A 20,316-nucleotide genomic window follows, 5' to 3' on the forward strand; every position below is an offset into this window, starting at 1 on the left:
CAATTTAAGGGTCAAAAGGTTCGGTCAGAAGATTATCACTAAATTTGAGTAATGCAAAAATTCTTTCCATTTCTGCAATGGATTCCAAACTATAATTGGACATTTTTCAGAAAAGATCTGTCCGCTGGTTTAACCGTTGCAATCGTACTTATTCCGCAAGCAATGGCTTATGCTATGATTGCTGGTTTGCCACCAGTATACGGGCTATATGCTGCGTTATTTCCGTTGTTTGTCTATACTTTTTTAGGAACATCTAGGCAGTTGGCAATTGGCCCAGTAGCAATGGATTCACTTTTGGTAGCTGCAAGTTTAGGAGCGTTGGCTATCACAGGAATAGAGAATTATATTGCAATGGCCATTTTTTTAGCTTTTGCAGTAGGTGTAATTCAATTATTATTGGGTTTTTTACGAATGGGTTTTTTGGTTAATTTTCTATCAAAACCTGTTATTAGTGGTTTTACTTCTGGCGCTGCGTTAATTATTATCTTTAGCCAAGTTAAGCACTTACTAGGGGTTGATGTGCAAAATAGTCCGCAGTTTATTCAATTAGTTAGTAATGTATTTAGCAAAATTGGTGAACTAAATTTATATGATTTAACTATTGGCCTTGCAGGTATATTACTAATTGTGCTTTTAAAGAAATGGAGTAAAAAAATTCCAGCGATATTATTTGCTGTTGTTTTAGGAACATTAGCGGTACATTTTCTTCATTTAGATGCAAACAATGTAAAAATAGTTGGTGAAATTCCCACAGGTTTACCATCTTTTAAAGTGCCACAAATTAGTTTTAATAATTTTCTCACAATGTGGCCAATTGCTTTGACCATCGCATTGGTAGGTTACTTAGAAGCTATCTCAATCGGCACAGCATTAGAAGAAAAGAAAAATGAAAATACTATTGATGCCAATCAAGAACTTGTTGCATTAGGTGCCTCAAATATGTTGGGATCATTTTTTCAATCATATCCGGTTACAGGAAGTTTTTCAAGATCAGCTATTAGTGGTGAGGCCGGAGGTAAAACAAATTTTTCCGGCTTTTTTAGTATGATTTTGGTGGTCATTACCTTATTCTTTTTGGCACCTTTATTTTATTATCTACCAAAGGCTATTCTTGGTGCTATTATCATGGTTTCAGTATTTGGTTTGTTAGACGTGAGTTATCCTAAGAAATTATGGAAAAACCGCAAAGATGAATTTGCCTTATTACTCCTAACCTTTTTAATAACCCTGTTTATTGGGATTCCGGAAGGAATATTAACTGGCGTACTCATCTCACTTTTGTTAATGGTATATAGAACTTCAAAACCGCATTTTGTAGCGTTAGGAAATATAAAAGATTCCGACTATTACAAGAATGTAAATCGTTTTGAAGATGAAATCATTGTTCGTGATGATTTATTAATCGTTCGGTTTGATTCGCAATTGTATTTTGGCAATAAGAACTTTTTTAGAGAAGAGCTGTTTAAGTTTATTGATGCAAAGGGTGATCGATTAAAGGGTGTAATCTTAAATGCAGAAGCAATACATTATATTGATTCTAGTGCTTCGGCTATGTTGATAAAGGTTATTGATGAAATACATGCTAGGGGGTTGCAGTTTATTATAGCTGGTGCAATTGGGCCAACAAGAGATATAATTTTTAGCAGTGGTATTATAGATGCCTTGCAAAAAGATTTTCTCTTTGTAAGAACTAAAGAGGCCGTTGCTTGTTTTGATGACCCTGAAGCGTTTAAACAGTTTCGTAGTACAGTAGCATATCAAAAAAATCTAAAATGATTTATATCAGCTTTTTTAAAAGCAGTATAAATTAATTTTGAGTATATAATTAAAATATTAGGTCATGGTTATTGAGCAAATTTATACGGGTTGTCTAGCACAAGGTGCTTATTATATTGAAAGTGATGGTGAGGTTGCTATTATAGATCCGCTACGTGAAGTCACAACTTATGTAAACAGGGCAAAGAAGAACAATGCAAAAATCAAGTATATTTTTGAGACACATTTTCATGCTGATTTTGTTAGTGGTCATGTTACGCTTTCTAAAGAAACAGGAGCGCCAATAATTTTTGGACCTAATGCGAACCCAACTTTTGATGCTACCATCGCTACAGATGGACAAGAATTTAAACTGGGCAATATTGTGATTATAGCTTTACATACTCCTGGGCATACGATGGAAAGTACTACGTATTTACTTAGAGATGCAAATGGAAAAGATCATGCGATATTTTCGGGTGATACATTGTTTTTAGGTGATGTAGGTCGACCAGATTTAGCTCAAAAGGCTGCTGATATGACCAAAGAAGACTTGGCTGGAATATTATTCGATAGTCTTCGTGAAAAAATTATGACACTGGCTGATGATGTAATTGTATACCCTGCGCATGGTGCTGGATCGGCATGTGGTAAAAACATGATGAAAGAGACTGTTGATACCTTAGGCAATCAGAAGCAAATGAATTATGCGTTACGTGCTGATATGACCAAAGAAGAATTTGTAAAAGAAGTTACGGATGGTTTATTACCGCCACCACAATATTTTCCTTTGAATGTGAAAATGAATAAAGAAGGTTATGAAGATATTGCTGATGTTTTAGATAGAGGTACTACCGCTTTATCGCCCGACGCTTTTGAAACTGCTGCAAATGAAACAGGAGCATTGATATTAGACGTACGGCATCAAGATGATTTTGTTAAAGGCCATGTACCAAGATCTATTTTTATCGGCTTAAATGGTGATTTTGCACCATGGGTGGGCGCTCTAATTGGCGATGTTGCCCAACCACTTTTATTGATTGCACCTAAAGGAACAGAAAAAGAAGCAATAACACGTTTATCTCGGGTTGGTTTTGATGGTACTATCGGATATCTCAATGGCGGATTTGAAGCTTGGAAAAATGCCGGTAAAGATTTTGATACAATTAAGTCAGTTACGGCTACAGAGGCCACAGCTAAAATTAAATTAGATAAACATCTTGTTTTTGATGTTCGAAAAGAAAGTGAATATGCTTCTGAACATGTTGTTGATGCCAATAATGCGCCCTTGAGCTCATTAAATGAACATCTTTCTGAATTGCCAGAAGATGATTCGTTTTATGTGCATTGTGCTGGGGGTTACCGTTCGGTAATTGCTGCTTCCATTTTGAAAAGTAGAGGCTTTCATAATTTAGTTAATATCGAAGGTGGTTTTGGTGCATTAAAGAATGAAGGTGCTGCGGTAACTGAATTTGTTTGTCCTACTACATTATAATTTTCACAACAAAGTGTAACACAATTGATCTTATATCGTCTTTATAAGTGAAGACTTTTATATGTTTTATTTTGACAAACTAAACCGTCTAAATAATTACACAAAAAGTTTGATTTTTTAAATACTATAAAAAGAGAACGTTGAATTTAATTTGGATGTATTCAGTTGGTGGAATTGTACTGGTATTCTTGTGGTTTTTCTTTATTATTCTGATGCTTAAAAGGCGTCCTATGAAACAATAACTCCATCTTGATAAGAGTAAACATTATTGCTGTTTTTATTTAAATAAGAGTATATAATTTGTTGCACCTCAATAGTGTCACTTTGTAATTTGATGTGATGTTCAAGGTCATTTATAGTAGTAATTGCACTTTGTTTTTCAATAAATGCATAGCCGTTATAAATGCCATCTTTAATTAAAATGATTGCATCTTCATCAAGTGTTCTACCTTTTTCTTTGATAAAGAAATTCTCTTTTTTTGTTTGCATGAAAGCGATTGCATTCTCAACTTTTAAATTGTAGTCTAAAGCATTCTCTTTTCCACGACAAATGCCTTCACAATTAACAATACTGTAGTGAGAACATGTACTAACACCTTCTTGAAGATGACAATATTTTGGACATAAATTAAAATCACGACAAACGTTTTCTAAATAATTTCTACATTCTGAAATGCTATAAAATGTTGCTAAGGCATTCGGCATTGCTTTTAATTTGTTTGGTGCTAAATGTTTGATGCCATTTTGGTCTTCATAAGTGAAAATGCCGTATTGCTGTGATTTCCTTTTTTGTGCTGAATTGTATTTCGGAAAGTAATGTTTTATAGCTGCTGATTCCATCAAAAGAGCTAAAATTTCACTTCCTGAAAGTTCAAAATCGATATGAGCAATTTCGCGACAAAGTTTTATTTCTTTCTCAGATTTATCATAGAAATGACTTGAAATTCGCTTCTTAATATTAATGGCTTTCCCGATATAAATAATTTTTCCTTTTGAATCTTTGAAAAAGTATATACCTGGCTTTGTTGGTAAATCGTCATACACATTTCTTGAAAGTAATGGAGGCAAGGTAGCCTCTTGTGACTTTGAATTTAGAAAAGTTTTAAATACGGCTGTTGCACCTTCAGCACGTAATAGTTTTTCAAATAAAAGTACAGTTGCATGCGCATCACCTCTAGCGCGGTGACGATCTTTTAAAGGTATGTTTAATGCTGTACAAAGTTTGCCTAAACTGTAAGAGGTATACCCTGGGAAGAGTTTTCTGGATAGTCGAACTGTACAAAGTTTCTTTTTTACAAATTCATGACCTAAGTTTTTGAATTCATTTTTGATGACATTATAATCAAAATTGACACTGTGAGCTACAAATATGGTATCATTTGTAATCTCAACTATTTTAGGAATAAGCTCGGCTAATTTAGGTGCATTGCGCACCATATCGTCATCAATACCCGTTAGACCTGTTATAAAATAGGGGATGGGCATTTCAGGGTTTACCAGTGAGGTGAATTCGTCTACAATGGTATGACCGTCATATTTGAAGATTGAAATTTCTGTTATTCGATTACCTTCAACTCCGTTTCCGGTTGTTTCTATGTCAATTATTGAATACATGCTTTATTTGGAATGCTAAAGTTAATAAGTTCTTGTCTTTTTTAAGCCTTCCAATTCAATCCTATTAAAATCAACTTTTATGTTTTCAATGTTGAGTATTAGTTCTCAAAAAAAAATCCGAAGAACAAGTCCTTCGGATTTAACTCAATTAACTCAATACAACAACTAATTTGGCAAGGTGGTTTGGTTTTTTTACACCTTAATTTATCTAGTTAAAAATTTGGGTTCAAAGATGATTCTGATGCAGGAAGACCGTACGTCAAACTTATGTTTGAGAAGGCATTACTTCTTGGTGCAGCACCTTCAGGGTAATAATAATCATTTGGTGTTGCTTTTATTCTGTTACCATAGGCTGTAATAACCTCTACAGCTCTACCAGTTCTAACTAAATCTAGCCAGCGCTTGTTTTCAAAAGCAAGTTCTACTCTGCGTTCATTAAAAATTGCTTCGCCTAAATCACCTGAATAAGCACCTAACCCAGCACGTGTACGTACCGTACTTAAATGTGCTTCTGCCCCTGCTTTGCCTTGTTCTTCAAGAGCTTCTGCTAAGAACAATAAAACTTCTGAATAGCGATATATGGGCCAGTTCATACCGTGATTACCATTTAAAGCATGCGGTTCAACATACTTTTTAATAATAGGATATACACCATCTCTCCAAAAACTCTCACTAGCAGTAACATATAAAATAGAAGCGTCTTTTCTTAAATCGCCAGCTTCATAGGCCGCAATAATGTCAGGTGTTGGTATGTTGTTGCCTTCACCATTTAAAGGCTGTGGGTTTGATGTACCCGTAACCAAACCTACCTCATCAGCGGTCATAGGTCTTGGTAAGAAATTGTAAAGAAAATTACCGTTCAATCCTTCAGGGCCTTCTTTGTATTGTACCTCAAAAACAGATTCCATATTGTTTTTGTTATCACTGTTGCCAGAAAAGGCATCTTCATAGTTAGGCATTAAATCATATTCTTGGCTATCTACAACGGCTTGTAATTGAATTTCAGCTTCTCCCCATTCTTGGCGAACGATATGTACATTGCCTAATAATGTTCTTGCCGCACCAGAAGTAGCTCTGCCTGGTTCTTGTTGTGATTTTAAAGGAAGTAACTGTATTGCTCCTTGAGCATCTTCAATAATTTGCGCATATATATCTTCAGAACTTGACAACGGCAATGCAGCATCTTCACGAGATAAAACTGGAACCAAGTGTAATGGAACACTTCCGAAAAATTGCACCAAATCAAAATATGCATAGGCTCTTAAAAACAATGCCTGACCTTTCAAGTTGCTTTTTGCAGCATCATCAAACTCCGCTTCATCAATTGTTGCCAATATTTGATTAGCACGTGCAATTATTTCATAATTGCTAACATAAACGTTGCTAACATGACTATTTGTGGTAATGCCATTGTCTGTAGGTATTGCAAAATCTGCAATATCTTCTTGCTGTTCTGTTGCCCCAAAAGCAGTGTTACGTGCATAATAGGTATTGTCAGAATGCATCTCTGCTAAGAACGCTTTTGAACGGTCATTGATTCCTCGTAAAGGAACATATGCTCCATTCACAGCTTGTTCAAAATCTACTTCTGTTTTATAAAACGTGGGAACACTCAGAGAGTCTTCTGGAAAAATGGTCAATTCGTCTTCACAACTAATCATTGTGAATCCTAGTACCGCTAGAATTAATATTATTTTTTTCATTTTATTATTTTTTATAGGATAATTCATTTTATAGAACTTCAGTTAAAAGTTAAGGTTCAATCCAAGACTGAATATACGTGGTACTGGATATCCAGAGAAATCCACACCTTGACTTAAATTTCCACCATCTCCATCACCGTCACGTTCGCCACTAATTTCAGGGTTTGGTCCGCCCCAATATTTTGTGAATATGTGAACATTTTGAATAGAACCATAAATTCTAGCAGATTCGAAAAACTTTTTAACACCTGGTAATGTGTAACCCAATGTGATATTTCGAATATTGAAATACGAAGCATCCGCTACAAAACGACTATTCATCCAGTCACGTTCAATACCTGTTACATTTCCACCGCCTACTGTGGTACCATAGAATCCTAAGCCTGGGTTTTCTTCTGATCTAAAACGATATTTAACACCATCTACTAAATTGAATACACCATCAAGATTCGCTGTACTATATAAATGACGAATTAAAACTTGATTGCCTTGTGAGCCAGTACCTATAATAGAAAAGTCAAAGTTTCCGTATTTAATTGTATTTGTGATGCCATAGGTGAAATCTGGAAACGGATTGCCCATAATAGCACGATCATCTTCATCACCACCACGAGTAATTGTACCATCACCATTTAGGTCTAACAATTTAATACTACCAACTGTAGAACGCCCAGGTACTTGAGGGGAACTATCTAAATCTTGTTGGTTTAAGTAAACTCCGTCTGCAATATGGCCATAAAATTGTCCGAAAGGCTCACCTACTTTGGTGATGTGAAATAATCCATATACTCTATCAATGCCTTCTGCTAATGATACTACTTCATTGCGGTTAAATGAAATATTTGCACTGGTGGTCCATTTGAATTTGCCTGTTGTGTTAACGGTATTTAAAGCAAACTCATGTCCCCAGAATTTAATTTCACCAATATTATCACTGAATTCTGAAAAACCAGATTCTCGAGGTACTTGAACATTGTACAATAAGTTTGTAGTGTTTTTGGTATAGTAGTCATAAACAAATGAGACTCTGTCGTTGAAAAGGCTTAAGTCTAAACCTATATCAAATTGTTTGGTGGTCTCCCAGCCTAGGTTTGAATTCGAAAGTGAATTTACAGCAGAACCTGGTGCTAATGCATCATCAAAAACTGCATTCACGGTATTATCAATTAAGGCATATTGCGTATAATTACCGATATTATTATTACCAGTTACCCCAAAACTTGCTCTCAATTTTAACATTGATATTGCATCATAGTTTTCCATGAAGGTTTCGTCAGAAGCAATCCACCCTGCAGATACTGAAGGAAAGTTACCCCAGCGATTATCTGCACCGAATCTTGACGAACCATCACGACGAATGGCAGCAGTAAGTAAATATTTACCTTGATAGTTATAAGTGAATCGAGAAAGAAAAGAGACTAAACTCCATTCTTGCACTCTATCATAGGTGTTGCCTCTATCTATATTTGCTGCTCCTTGTATGGTGGGTAAACGATCATCAGAAAAAGTGTTTGCTTGAACTCTGCTAATATCTCTTCTGAACTTTTGATAAGTGAATCCTCCTAAAAGTGAAACATTATGATCTCCAAAGCTTTTAGTGTATGTAGCTAAGTTTTCATTTAGATATGAGAAATCATTTCGATCTTCCCAAATAGCTTCAGCATCGGTAGGTATCGGTCGGTTTATTCTGTAGGTCGCCGTTGACGGACTGAAAAATTCATATTCACGATTATAAATTTCAGCGTTTAAACTGGTCTTAATCGTTAGTCCATCAATTGGCTCATACTCTAAAAATGCATTTGACAGAATGTTCACATCTTTAGTTTCGTTTTTGATTTGTTCTGCGGATGTTAACCAGTTTGCATAAGAAAAGATATTACCGGTATCTGCAGGAAAACGATTAAATGTAGTTCGAGTTCCATCAGGGTTGTAAATTGGCATTACTGGCCATGTGTGTAGTGCATTAAAGAGAATACCAGTTCCTCTATCGCCATCACTACGCGGGGTATTATCTTTTATAAAGGAAGGCGCAATATTAAATCCGACTCGAACTCTATCTGATATATCATAATCTAAGTTCGCACGAAGTGAATAACGCTCGTAATCTGAATTAAGAACAACACCTTCTTGTTTAAAGAAACCAGCAACTACTGCAGTGCGAAGATTTTCTTTATTTGAAGTAATCGTGAGGTTGTAGTTTTGAACAGGTGCGGTTCTTAATAGAGCTCCGTACCAATCATTATTCTTACCAATGTATTGCGAAGGATCTTGAAAGATTTCTGGTACAGGATCGCCCTGATCTTCATAATATTCTTTTTTGAATTGCGCGAACTCAACAGCATCCATCATATCAATTCTTCCACGTTGTGGCACCTGCTGAATACCAGTTGATGTGTTGAAACTGACATGGGTCTCACCCGGTGTGCCATTTTTAGTAGTTATCAGAACAACACCGTTTGCAGCTCTAGAACCGTATAAAGATGTTGAAGCAGCATCTTTAAGAATAGTGATATCTTCTATTTCATCAGGATTCAAAGAGTTTATGCCTCCTGATATTGGAAAACCATCAATAACATATAATGGGTCACTGCCCCCAGATACAGATAATTGTCCACGAATTCTTACCGACATTCCTTGACCGGGTTTACCTGTAGTTTGATTGATTTGTACCCCGGCCAATTTACCCTGAAGCTTTTGAGTAACTTGAGATACAGGTAAATCAGCTAAGTCGGCAGCCTCAATAGTTTGTACCGATCCAGTTACCTGTCTTTTTATTTGGGTACCATATCCAACTACAACTACTTCATCTAGGTTTGAAGCACTTTGTTCTAAGTTGACATTAATATTTGTTTGACCGTTTACGGAAACTTCTTGTGAAGAATAACCAATGTAAGAGATTAGTAATATAGCATTGTCGTCTCCTACTAGTAGTGAAAAATTACCATCAAAATCTGTTTGAGTACCATTTGTTGTACCTTTTTCAACAACACTTGCACCTGGCAATGGCACGCCGTCTTGGTCAAGTATTGTACCTGTAATTGTTAAGTCTTGAATAGATTCAACTGAAATCTTGATTGAATTGACCTTTGCTTTCAAAGGAACATTTGCCGAACAAATCTGTGATACCGCAAGGGCAAACAACAAGAGTTGTAAGTTTTTGCCAAATAGGCAATGGATTGGTTTTAATTTCATAGTGTTATAGTTTAAGTGGTTGAATGAGAGTAGTCTAATTCTCTCAATTGAGTCTTCCAAATCTAATTTTACTTTTTAAGTAAATCCAATAAAAATTATACAGATATTGATACTATTTTTGCATTTTATAGATTTTATGTTAAAAAAATGTACATTTAATAATATGATAGGCCTGATTTTGCGGAATTTTACTTTTCTTACAAAAGCATTATAAAACCAGGGTTTGAAGTGTGATATGCTTTTTGAATACTTAAATCTTGTTAAAGGTTTGACAGCATTACCGATATCTTGAATTTGTGCTATTCAAGTTAGTATTGAAAAATTCCATAAAAAGTAAAGAGGTTGTGTTGATAGCGAAGTTTTTCTCAATTGTAATTCAAATGATTTCGTATGATACTGGTATACTTTTTACAGATATTTGAATGAAGTTTATATTAAGTTTGTTTTGAATCAGGTTGAACTGATATTTTAACACCTAATAAAATAACAAAAAGGTCTTTGTTAAGTATAGAATTGGAGTCCCTAAAGAAGAGAGTGTAACCACCGCAAACCGAAAAATAATTTTTGATAGTACTTTTTAATAATGAATAAAAAAAACGCAACTAACTTTTTAAAACTGTTTACATTTATTGCTTTACTAGCTTTTTTTAGCTGTAAAGAAACGGTAAAAGAGATTAATCCGGAGGAGCCGATAAAACTTCCGAACATTATATATGTGCTAACTGATGATTTAGGTTATGGAGATATTAATACTTTTAATACGGAGAGTAAAATACCAACACCACATATAGACCTTCTTGCTTCAGAAGGAATGAAATTTACTGACGCACATACATCGTCAGCAGTATGTACCCCAACACGCTATGGTATTTTAACGGGGCGATACAATTGGCGAAGCTCTTTAAAAGAAGGAGTACTGACGGGGGTTTCAAAAGCTTTAATTCCAAATAATAGAGCTACGGTAGCTTCATTGTTAAAGAAATCTGGGTATACAACGGGTTTTATTGGTAAGTGGCATTTGGGCTGGGACTGGGCTCTAAAACAAGGAGATAGTGTTGGTGGTACAGGATGGAACCCCACAGATTATGAAAATATTGATTTTTCAAAACGAATAAAAAATGGACCAAAAGATTTAGGTTTTGAATATTCGTATGGGCATTCAGGTTCCTTAGATATGGCGCCGTATGTGTATGTAGAAAATGGCACACCAACTACAATTCCAAAGAAGGTTACGGTTGATACAGGAAAATACACATGGTGGCGTGAAGGGCCAACAGGCGATGATTTTATTCATGATGATGTTACGCCAAATTTTTTCAGAAAGTCGTTTAACTTTATTCAAAATCAGGCAGCTACTGATAAACCATTTTTTCTCTATTTAGCATTGCCTTCTCCGCATACACCTATACTACCAACAGAAGAATGGTTGGGTAAAAGTGACTTGAATCCGTATGCAGATTTTGTTATGCAAATTGATGATTATATGGGTAAGTTAACGGCGCTTCTTGAAGAGAAAGGGATTGCTGATAATACGCTTGTAGTTTTTACGAGTGATAATGGCTGTTCACCACAGGCTGATTTCGATGTTTTAGCAGAAAAAGGGCACGATCCTAGTGCGATGTATAGAGGTCACAAAGCCGATATATATGAAGGTGGTCACCGAGTACCTTTTATCGTTAAATGGCCTGCAAAAATTAAGGCTGGTAGAAGTTCCGATAAGACCATTTGCACCACTGATTTTTTTGCAACATGTGCTCAAATTGTAGGTTCAGATTTAAATGCTAATGAAGGAGAGGATAGTTTTTCAATGATTCCATTATTTTCAAATGATACTGCTGTAGCTTTCATGAGAGAGACTACTATTCATAGTTCAATTAATGGCAGTTTTGCCATTAGAAAAGGGCAGTTTAAATTGGTGATGGCTGCCGGGTCCGGGGGTTGGAGTTATCCTAAACCAAATGATAAAGATATTGCGCAATTACCTCAAGTGCAGTTGTTTGATTTGAGTGTAGATCCAAAAGAAGAAAAGAATCTGTATTTAGATAAACCTGAAGTTGTAGCTGAGTTGAAAGAGTTACTTCATGCTACAATTAATAACGGAAGAAGCACCGAAGGTTTACAGCAACAAAACGATGCGAATTTTGACAATAAAGAATGGAAACAATTGGCGGTTTTTAACGATGAATAAAGAAATTAAATAAAGCCCATCAGTAAACTTGGTTTTCACAACTCGATTTTAGAAATTGCTTACATAAATAACAACCAAACCAATACATGCTATTATGAAGAATATATTGATACTTCTTTGCTTTTTTACCGCGCAAATTTGTTTTGGTAAATTATGGATGCCTTCAATTTTGTCAGACAACATGGTTTTGCAACAAAATGCAGAAGTTAATATTTGGGGTTGGACCACACAGACAAATGAAACGATAACAATTACTGCTTCATGGAATAACACTCCGATCGAGATAAAAGCACACCAAGGTTCATGGTCTACAAAAATTGCTACACCAAAGGGGGGTGGTACTTATACTTTGACGGTAAGTGGTCATGAAGAAGTAGTTATTAAAAACATATTAATTGGTGAAGTTTGGTTGGGTTCTGGGCAATCGAATATGGAATGGACGCCCGATGCGGGACTTGTAAATGCAGACGAAGAAATTGCAAAAGCAGACTATCCTAATATTCGCTTTTTTTCTGTGTTGCGAAAAAAGTCAAATACACCACAAGATGATTTAGAAGGTGAATGGGTAGTATGCACCCCTGAAACTATGAGAAAGTCTAGTGCTGTAGCGTATTTCTTCGGAAGAAAATTATTAGAAAACTTAGAAGTGCCAATCGGTTTAATAACCTCTAGTTGGGGGGGCACTCCTGTTGAAGTCTGGATTGAGAAAGATAAAATCTTAAAGGATAATGAATTAAAAAAGGCTGCAAGTAAATTGAAAGAATATGAATGGTGGCCAAAAGAACCGGGCGTATCTTTTAATGCAATGATTAATCCTATTACAAAATTCAATATTGCTGGTTTTATTTGGTATCAAGGCGAATCAAATAGAGCTAATCCATTTTCATATTATAAGTCATTTCCGTTACTTATTTCTAACTGGCGAGAAAAATGGGATAAAGAATTGCCTTTTTATTTCACACAAATTGCACCGTATGAATATGATTCTGTTTTAAATGTGGCAGCAGCTATTGTGCGCGATGCGCAATTACAAACAATGTTGAAAGTGCCAAAAACGGGTATGGTAGTAACAAACGATATCGGTAACTTAAAAGATATCCACCCAATAAATAAACAAGATGTTGGTCAGCGATTAGCGCTCTGGGCTCTAGCAAAAAACTATGGTCAAGAGGATATTGTTTATAGCGGACCTATCTTCAGTAAAATGGAAGTGAATAAAAATAAAGTCACATTGCTATTTGATTATTCTAAATCAGGATTGATGAAGAAAGGAAAAAATCTAAAAGAGTTTTACGTGGCAGGTGCTGATAAGGTATTTTATGAAGCAAAGGCGAAAATTGAAGGTGAAAATGTAGTATTGCGGTCTTCAAAAGTCAAAAAGCCTATTGCTGTGAGATTTGCTTTTACCGATACCGCTTTGCCAAATCTATTCAATAATGAAGGTCTTCCTGCAAGTGCGTTCCGAACTGATGACTGGGAGATAAATCTTGAATGATAAAAGTTAAAATCTAACATAATTAATAGTTTGAAGCTTAAATTTGACCCAAGCCATTCTAAATGAAATATTACCAAACCTATCTGAAATTATTTGTAATCCTTATTTTATGTGGTTGTGAACCCGATGAGATTACACAGGCTCCTCCTAATATCGTTTTGTTTTTGGTTGATGACATGGGGTGGCAAGATACATCGGTAGCTTTTCATGTAGAGCGTACTGATTTCAATGATATATATGAAACTCCAAATATGGAAAGGCTTGCATTAGAGGGAATGAAATTTACCCAAGCCTATGCAACTCCCGTGTGCTCACCAAGTAGGGTTAGTTTAATGACGGGTATGAATGCTGCCCGACATAGAGTTACCAATTGGACACTTAAAAAAGACTCAATTCAGCCCATGGAGGCAAATCATAAAATTCTCAAATTTCCAGAATGGAATGTAAATGGACTAAGTCCAGTTACTGGAATTCCAAGATCGGTTTATGCGAGTCCCTTACCACAACTACTGCATGATGAAGGTTATTTTACAATACATGCGGGTAAGGCACATTTCGGAGCAATGGATACGCCAGGTGCTGATCCAAAAAACCTAGGCTTTGATGTGAATATAGCTGGTCATGCTGCAGGTGCCCCAGAGAGTTATTTAGGGATAGAGAATTTTGGAAATGGAAAAAAGGGAAAAGAAAATTGGGCTGTTCCTGGTTTAGAAAAATATTATGGTGAAGATATTTATCTAACAGAAGCGATTACAAAAGAGGCACTTGTTGCCATGGATTCTGCTGTGGTCACGCAAAGACCTTTCTTTTTGTATATGGCGCATTATGCAGTGCATACGCCAATAACTGAAGACCCAAGATATTATGAGAAGTATTTAGAAAAAGGTTTAGATTCAGTTGAAGCCAAGTACGCAAGTATGGTTGAGGGTATGGATAAAAGTCTTGGAGATATCATGGACTATCTAGAAGAAAAAGAAATTGCGGACAATACTATAATTCTCTTCATGTCAGACAATGGAGGGCTTAGTGCGCATTCAAGAGCAGGAGAGCCACATACACATAATAAACCACTGAATAGTGGAAAGGGGTCAGTATATGAGGGTGGAATTCGCGAACCAATGTTGGTGAAATGGCCAGAAATTGTAGCACCAAATTCTATGAGTGATGCTCGTGTAATTATAGAAGATTTCTATCCTACTATTTTAGAAATGGCTCAAATTGAGAATACAGAAACGGTGCAGAAAATTGACGGAAAAAGTTTTGTTTCAGTACTTGAAGGGGAGTTGAAAGATACTGGTAGATCATTGTTTTGGCATTACCCAAATGAATGGGGTCCTTCTGGGCCAGGTGTTGGTGCAACTAGTGCTGTAAGAAACGGTGGCATGAAATTCATTTACTACCATATAGATTCAAAAATGGAACTCTTTGATTTGAATGTAGATATTGGTGAAACGAAAAATTTGATAGAAGAACAGCCAGAAAAAGCTAAAGAATTGGCAAAAATTTTATCTGATTATTTAAGAGAAGTAGAAGCGCAAATGCCTTCAAAACGAGATACAGGTTTAGTAGTTCCCTATCCTGATGAGGCATTGAATTCTGTTAATAAAGATAGCTTGAAAACAGAAATTTTGATACCAGAAAGCGAATGAGGAATATTCATTTTTTTGCTATTTTTTTGATTGCCAGTTTCTCCGTTTATGGTCAAACAATAGAGCTGAAAGATTGGCTAATTGATAACACTGGCTATACTTCTTCGGTAACATTAGAAGGTAAAAATCTGATTCTTACCAATGGCCTTACATTTAGGCAAATTACTATTGAACCCAATGCGGCAACCACAGAATATAAAAATCTAGTAACCGGCGAAACTTATATTCGAAGTATAAAACCAGAAGCTGAGGTTACTATTAATGATAAGATATATGCAGTTGGTGGCTTAGTTGGCCTCAAAGAGCACGGATATCTTTTGCAAGAATGGATTGATGATTTAAAAGTAGATCCTACTTCTTTTCGCTTTGAATCGTATGAGATAAAAGATATCACGCAACAATTGAAATGGAATTCTAAAAAGAGATGGAACACAGCTGAAGCAACAACACCAAAAGGAAAAGAACTGACCTTGAAATTTGTGCATCCCGCAAAAGAATTAAAAGGCGTGCTCGTATTCGTACATTATGAAATTTATGATGGATTGCCACTCATTTCTAAACGAATAACGATAGCAAATCAGGGTAATGTTGAAATGGTTTTAAATCGATTTAAAAGTGAAATTCTAGCTTTTCCTGAATTACAAAACCCTGTTGAAACACCAGATCAGTGGTTGCGCCCTAATATACACGTTGAAAGTGATTATGCTTTTGGTGGATTTACTTCAGACCAAGCAGACCAAACTACACATTGGGTTGAAGATCCGGAATACACTTCACAAGTGAATTGGAAAATGGAAACTCAATGTCTTTTAGAATCAAAACTTCAAGGTGGCCCCAATCAATCAATTGCTAAAGGGGAAAATTTTAAAAGTTTCAGAACCTATGAGTTGTTACAAAATGAATATAATAGAGAACGTAATGCTTTAGGTATTCGTAAAATGTATAGGGTATTGGCACCATGGTCAAGTGAGAATCCTATTTTCATGCATTTAACAACGACAGACCCGAAAGCTGTAAAAACGGCTATTGATCAATGTGTTGAAACAGGTTATGAAATGGTAATTTTGAGTTTTGGTAGCGGTTTGAATATGGAGGATACTACCGCAACTAATATTAAAAAATTTAAAAAATTAGCTGATTATGCGCATAAAAAGGGAATTGAGTTAGGAGGTTATTCGCTTTTTTCAAGTAGAAGTATTAGTGCTGAAGTTGATGTAATTAATAAAGAAACTGGTTTGCCAGGTGGTACCAAATTTAACAATGCACCCTGTTTAGCAAGTCAATGGGGGCATGATTATCTTGAAAAATTAAAAGTATTTTTTACTAAAACTGGTTTTGATTTATTAGAACATGATGGTCCATATCCTGGTGATTTTTGTGCTTCAACAACTCACGCATTTCATAAAGGTTATGAAGATTCACAATGGGTACAGTGGTCAATGAGTAGAAATTTTTATCATTGGTTAAAAGAGAAAGACATTTATTTAAATGCACCTGATTTTTATTTTCTTCAAGGATCTAATAAATGCGGAATTGGATATCGTGAGGTAAACTGGTCATTGCCTAGAGATCAACAAATAATTTTAGGAAGACAAAATATCTATGATGGTACTTGGAATAAAACACCATCTATGTCTTGGACCTTTGTGCCACTTACTGAGTATCATGGTGGAGGGGCAGAGGCAACTTTAGAACCACTATCAGAACATCAAGATGCTTATGAAGCACACATGGTTCAGAATTATGGGGCAGGGGTACAGGCATGTTATCGAGGTCCACGACTTTATGATACCAATGCTACAAAAGCCTTGGTGATTGAGCAGATAAAACACTACAAAAAATATAGGCAAATACTAAATGCAGATATAATTCATCTGCGCAGGCCTGATGGACGTTCTTGGGATGGTTTTATGCATGTTGATTCGAAATTAAAGAACAAAGGGTTTGTGTTACTTTTTAATCCTACCCAACAACCAATAAAAGAACAAATTAAGATTCCATTATATTATACAGGGTTGACACAAGAAGCCTTAGTTTCTGAAAATGGTGGATTGGAAATACCACATCAGCTTAATCGTAATTTTGAAATGGATATTAATGTAAATATTCCTGCGAAATCATATTCTTGGTATTTGATTCGCTAAATTGAGTCTTATGAAAAAAGAGTTGAAGTTATTGTTGGTTATTTTGGTATGTATTACTCCTAATTTGATACTGGCACAGTTTGAATTTCCTTCACCAAGTCCAAAAGGAAGCATCACACAAATAGTAGGAGATACCAAAGTAGAGGTTGAATACGAAAGACCTTCTGTAAGAGGACGAAAGATTTATGGAGGATTGGTGCCATGGAATAAAGTTTGGCGTACGGGAGCTGGAAAATGTACTAAAATCAGTTTTGATAAATCAGTACTAGTGGGTAATCAGCCAATAGAGCCAGGTACATATTCTTTATTTACGATTCCGAATGAAAAGGAATGGGTAGTTATTATTAATTCTGATACTACATTAAACGGTAGTGGTAATTATAGTCTTGAGAAAGATATAGCTCGTTTTGTTGTAATACCAGAAAAGTCTGCTCGCTTTTATGAGGCACTTACTATTGATATTGATCTTGTGCCGAACAATGCAAAAGTATATATATCATGGGCTGATATTTCAATTAATTTTGATATTCATACAGGTATTGACACTAAAACTTTAAAATATATTGATGAACAATTATTGACAGGAAAGTCTAAAGATGTTGATGCGTATGGAATGGCTGCTTGGTATCTAGATATGAAAAATATAAGATATAACGACGCGCTTGTTTTAGCTCAGAAAATGATTGATCTAGGAGGAAATGAACTTTGGGGAAGAAATATAAAACAAGGTGTTTATGATAAAATGCATTTGTATACTATGGCCTTGGAAGAGATTCAAAAAGGATTGGAGTTTAATAAAAAAAGAACGTATGCCAAAGGCCAAGAGCATTGGCGTGTAAGAGATATGAAAGTTTGGGAAGAAAGAGCCGAGCAAATAAAAGCAAAACAATAAAATACAATTAATGAATATACAATCACATTTAGAAAATTATAAAGTACATATGAAAGCGATTCTTTTAAGAGTGCCATTACTTTTTATTTTCATTTTATTTTTTTCATGTAAACAAGTAGAGCCTCCAAAACCAGTAGGGCCATTGCCATCTGAAAGACAGTTGGCTTGGCACGATATGAAATACTATGCATTTGTTCATTTTAATATGAACACATTCACAGATATGGAGTGGGGTACAGGAGGTGAAAAACCAGAGCAATTTAACCCCACCGAGTTAGATACGCGACAATGGGCGAAGGTTGCAAAAGAAGCGGGCATGACTGGCATTATTATAACCGCCAAACACCATGATGGCTTTTGCTTATGGCCTACAAAAACCACTGAACATTCGGTGAAAAATTCACCGTGGAAGGATGGCAATGGAGATTTAATTAAAGATTTGTCAGAAGCTTGCAAAGAGTATGGTTTAAAATTAGGAATATATCTTTCACCCTGGGATCGGAATGCTTCTAATTATGGAGAACCGGAGTATGTAGCAGATTTTCATGCGCAATTGCGAGAGCTTTTAACGAACTATGGCGATGTTTTTGAAGTTTGGTTTGATGGTGCAAATGGTGGTTCAGGGTATTATGGCGGTGCAAATGAAACTCGCAAAATTGATAATAAAACCTATTATGAATGGGATAAAACCCATGCCATTGTACGAGAACTACAACCAAATGCAGTAATTTTTAGTGATGGTGGTCCTGATATTCGTTGGGTAGGCACAGAAGAAGGCTGGGCCAATGAAACAAACTGGAGCATTATGAAACGTGATGAAATATTCCCAGGTTGGCCTAGGTACGTTGAACTACGATCAGGACATGAAGACGGAACACATTGGCTTCCTGCAGAAGTAAATACTTCAATTCGCCCAGGTTGGTATTATCATTCAAGAGAAGATCATCAGGTAAAATCATTAGAACGTTTGGTGCGTACCTATTATGAATCAATCGGTAGAAACGGAAATTTTTTATTGAATCTACCTGTGGATAGTCGTGGTTTAGTTCATGAAAAAGATGTAGAACAATTAATGACACTAAAAACGCAGATTGATAAAGATTTTGCCAAAGAACTTACAACATCAGGAGCTAAGATTAGTGCTTCAAATGTCCGTGGAAATAGTTCAAACTATGCAGCGGAAAATGCCATTGACGGAAATCCGGAAACCTATTGGGCTACTGATGATGGGGTAGTGAGTGGCACTCTTACTATTGCATTTGATACACCTACAGAAATAAATCGGCTGTTATTGCAAGAGTACATTCCTTTAGGGCAGCGTGTAGAAAATTTTATAGTTGAGGCTGAGGTCGACGATCAGTGGATTGAAATTGACGGGCAGACTACCATAGGATTTCGAAGAATTTTACAATTTGAAACTATAAAGGCAACAAAGGTTAGAGTTGATTTCAAAATGGCAAAAGGCCCATTAGTTATTTCAAATCTTGAATTATATAGAGCTCCAAATTTTTTGGTCGCTCCTAAAATTTCAAGAGATGTAAAAGGTATGGTGACTATTTCAGTGCCAGATGAAGAAGTTGAAGTATATTATACGACCGATGGTAGTATTCCTTCTGAGAATTCTACAAAGTATGAAGCGTCTTTCTTGGTAAATTCTCCCACCACTTTAAAAGTCATTGCGTATGATTCACAAAGTCAAATGCAGACTGAACCAGTAACTACTTATTATGATATTCCAAAAGAACCATGGAAAGTACTCACTTCAACAACAGGAGATTTGCGTAAAGCACATTTGTTATTTGATGAAGACCCAAATACCTATTGGGCAACGGATTCAAACGTAAAAACCCCGCAAGATGTTTCCATTGATTTAGGAGATACATATTCAATAAAAGGCTTCACGTATTGGCCAAATCAAGATAGATATCCAACAGGAATAATTACCAACTATGAATTTTTTACCAGCACTAATGGTAAGAATTGGAAGTTAGCTGCAAAAGGAGAATTCTCGAATATAGTAAACAGTCGCCTTGAGCAGCGCGTTGAATTTAAAAGTACAAAAGCTAGATTTATTAAATTAAGAGGCGTGAAGGTAGATCCTGGCGCTAGTCATGAAATTTCAGGACAGGTAGCGGACTTTAAAACTTCATACGCTGAAATTGGAGTAATTACAGAAGATTAATATATTA

Annotated in this window: 11 protein-coding genes; 8 read left to right on the top strand and 3 right to left on the bottom strand. The window is 35.7% G+C overall.

The genetic code is table 11. The annotated features are described in order from the left end of the window. The first annotated feature begins 51 nt into the window (after nucleotides 1-51). Together JQC67_RS08540 and JQC67_RS08545 are read left to right on the top strand one after the other, a co-directional pair. Complete coding sequence (locus tag JQC67_RS08540; protein WP_203252399.1) at nucleotides 52-1,776, top strand: SulP family inorganic anion transporter; 1,725 nt, start codon at nucleotides 52-54, stop codon at nucleotides 1,774-1,776. 64 nt (nucleotides 1,777-1,840) lie between these two features. After that, nucleotides 1,841-3,250 carry an MBL fold metallo-hydrolase gene (locus JQC67_RS08545; RefSeq protein WP_203252400.1) on the top strand — a complete coding sequence of 470 codons (1,410 nt, stop codon included), beginning with the start codon at nucleotides 1,841-1,843 and terminating at the stop codon, nucleotides 3,248-3,250. A 228-nt stretch (nucleotides 3,251-3,478) separates the two neighbouring features. On the opposite strand, the gene JQC67_RS08550 is transcribed toward JQC67_RS08545, so the two are convergent. From JQC67_RS08550 to JQC67_RS08560, 3 genes are all read right to left on the bottom strand, one after another. Beyond that, entirely contained in the window at nucleotides 3,479-4,864 is a 1,386-nt protein-coding gene (locus JQC67_RS08550; protein ID WP_203252401.1) for an exonuclease domain-containing protein, read from the bottom strand. A gap of 212 nt (nucleotides 4,865-5,076) precedes the next feature. Then, nucleotides 5,077-6,567, bottom strand: a complete 1,491-nt coding sequence (locus JQC67_RS08555) for a RagB/SusD family nutrient uptake outer membrane protein (RefSeq protein ID WP_238934537.1) — start codon at nucleotides 6,565-6,567, stop codon at nucleotides 5,077-5,079. Nucleotides 6,568-6,609: 42 nt separating this feature from the next. Beyond that, nucleotides 6,610-9,759 (bottom strand): SusC/RagA family TonB-linked outer membrane protein, encoded by a 3,150-nt coding sequence (locus JQC67_RS08560; RefSeq protein ID WP_203252402.1) that lies wholly within the window; start codon nucleotides 9,757-9,759, stop codon nucleotides 6,610-6,612. Between the two features lie 583 nt (nucleotides 9,760-10,342). On the opposite strand from JQC67_RS08560, the gene JQC67_RS08565 reads away from it, so the two are divergent. The 6 genes from JQC67_RS08565 (at nucleotide 10,343) to JQC67_RS08590 (ending at nucleotide 20,309) form a co-directional block, all read left to right on the top strand. Next, complete coding sequence (locus tag JQC67_RS08565; protein ID WP_203252403.1) at nucleotides 10,343-11,947, top strand: sulfatase family protein; 1,605 nt, start codon at nucleotides 10,343-10,345, stop codon at nucleotides 11,945-11,947. 94 nt (nucleotides 11,948-12,041) lie between these two features. Continuing rightward, nucleotides 12,042-13,442, top strand: a complete 1,401-nt coding sequence (locus JQC67_RS08570; protein WP_203252404.1) for a sialate O-acetylesterase — start codon at nucleotides 12,042-12,044, stop codon at nucleotides 13,440-13,442. A gap of 62 nt (nucleotides 13,443-13,504) precedes the next feature. After that, on the top strand, nucleotides 13,505-15,091 hold the full coding sequence (locus tag JQC67_RS08575; RefSeq protein WP_203252405.1) for a sulfatase: 1,587 nt from the start codon (nucleotides 13,505-13,507) through the stop codon (nucleotides 15,089-15,091). Continuing rightward, nucleotides 15,088-17,235, top strand: a complete 2,148-nt coding sequence (locus JQC67_RS08580; RefSeq protein WP_203252406.1) for an alpha-galactosidase — start codon at nucleotides 15,088-15,090, stop codon at nucleotides 17,233-17,235. The genes JQC67_RS08575 and JQC67_RS08580 overlap by 4 nt, the downstream gene beginning before the upstream one ends. Nucleotides 17,236-17,245: 10 nt before the next feature. Next, a complete protein-coding gene (locus JQC67_RS08585) occupies nucleotides 17,246-18,127 on the top strand; it encodes a DUF2911 domain-containing protein (protein ID WP_203252407.1) in 882 nt (293 codons plus the stop codon). 10 nt (nucleotides 18,128-18,137) lie between these two features. After that, nucleotides 18,138-20,309, top strand: a complete 2,172-nt coding sequence (locus JQC67_RS08590) for an alpha-L-fucosidase (protein ID WP_238934539.1) — start codon at nucleotides 18,138-18,140, stop codon at nucleotides 20,307-20,309. Nucleotides 20,310-20,316: the final 7 nt, after the last annotated feature.

The sequence above is a fragment of the Aurantibacter crassamenti genome, from assembly GCF_016811105.1.
In the GTDB taxonomy this organism is placed as follows: domain Bacteria; phylum Bacteroidota; class Bacteroidia; order Flavobacteriales; family Flavobacteriaceae; genus Aurantibacter_A; species Aurantibacter_A crassamenti.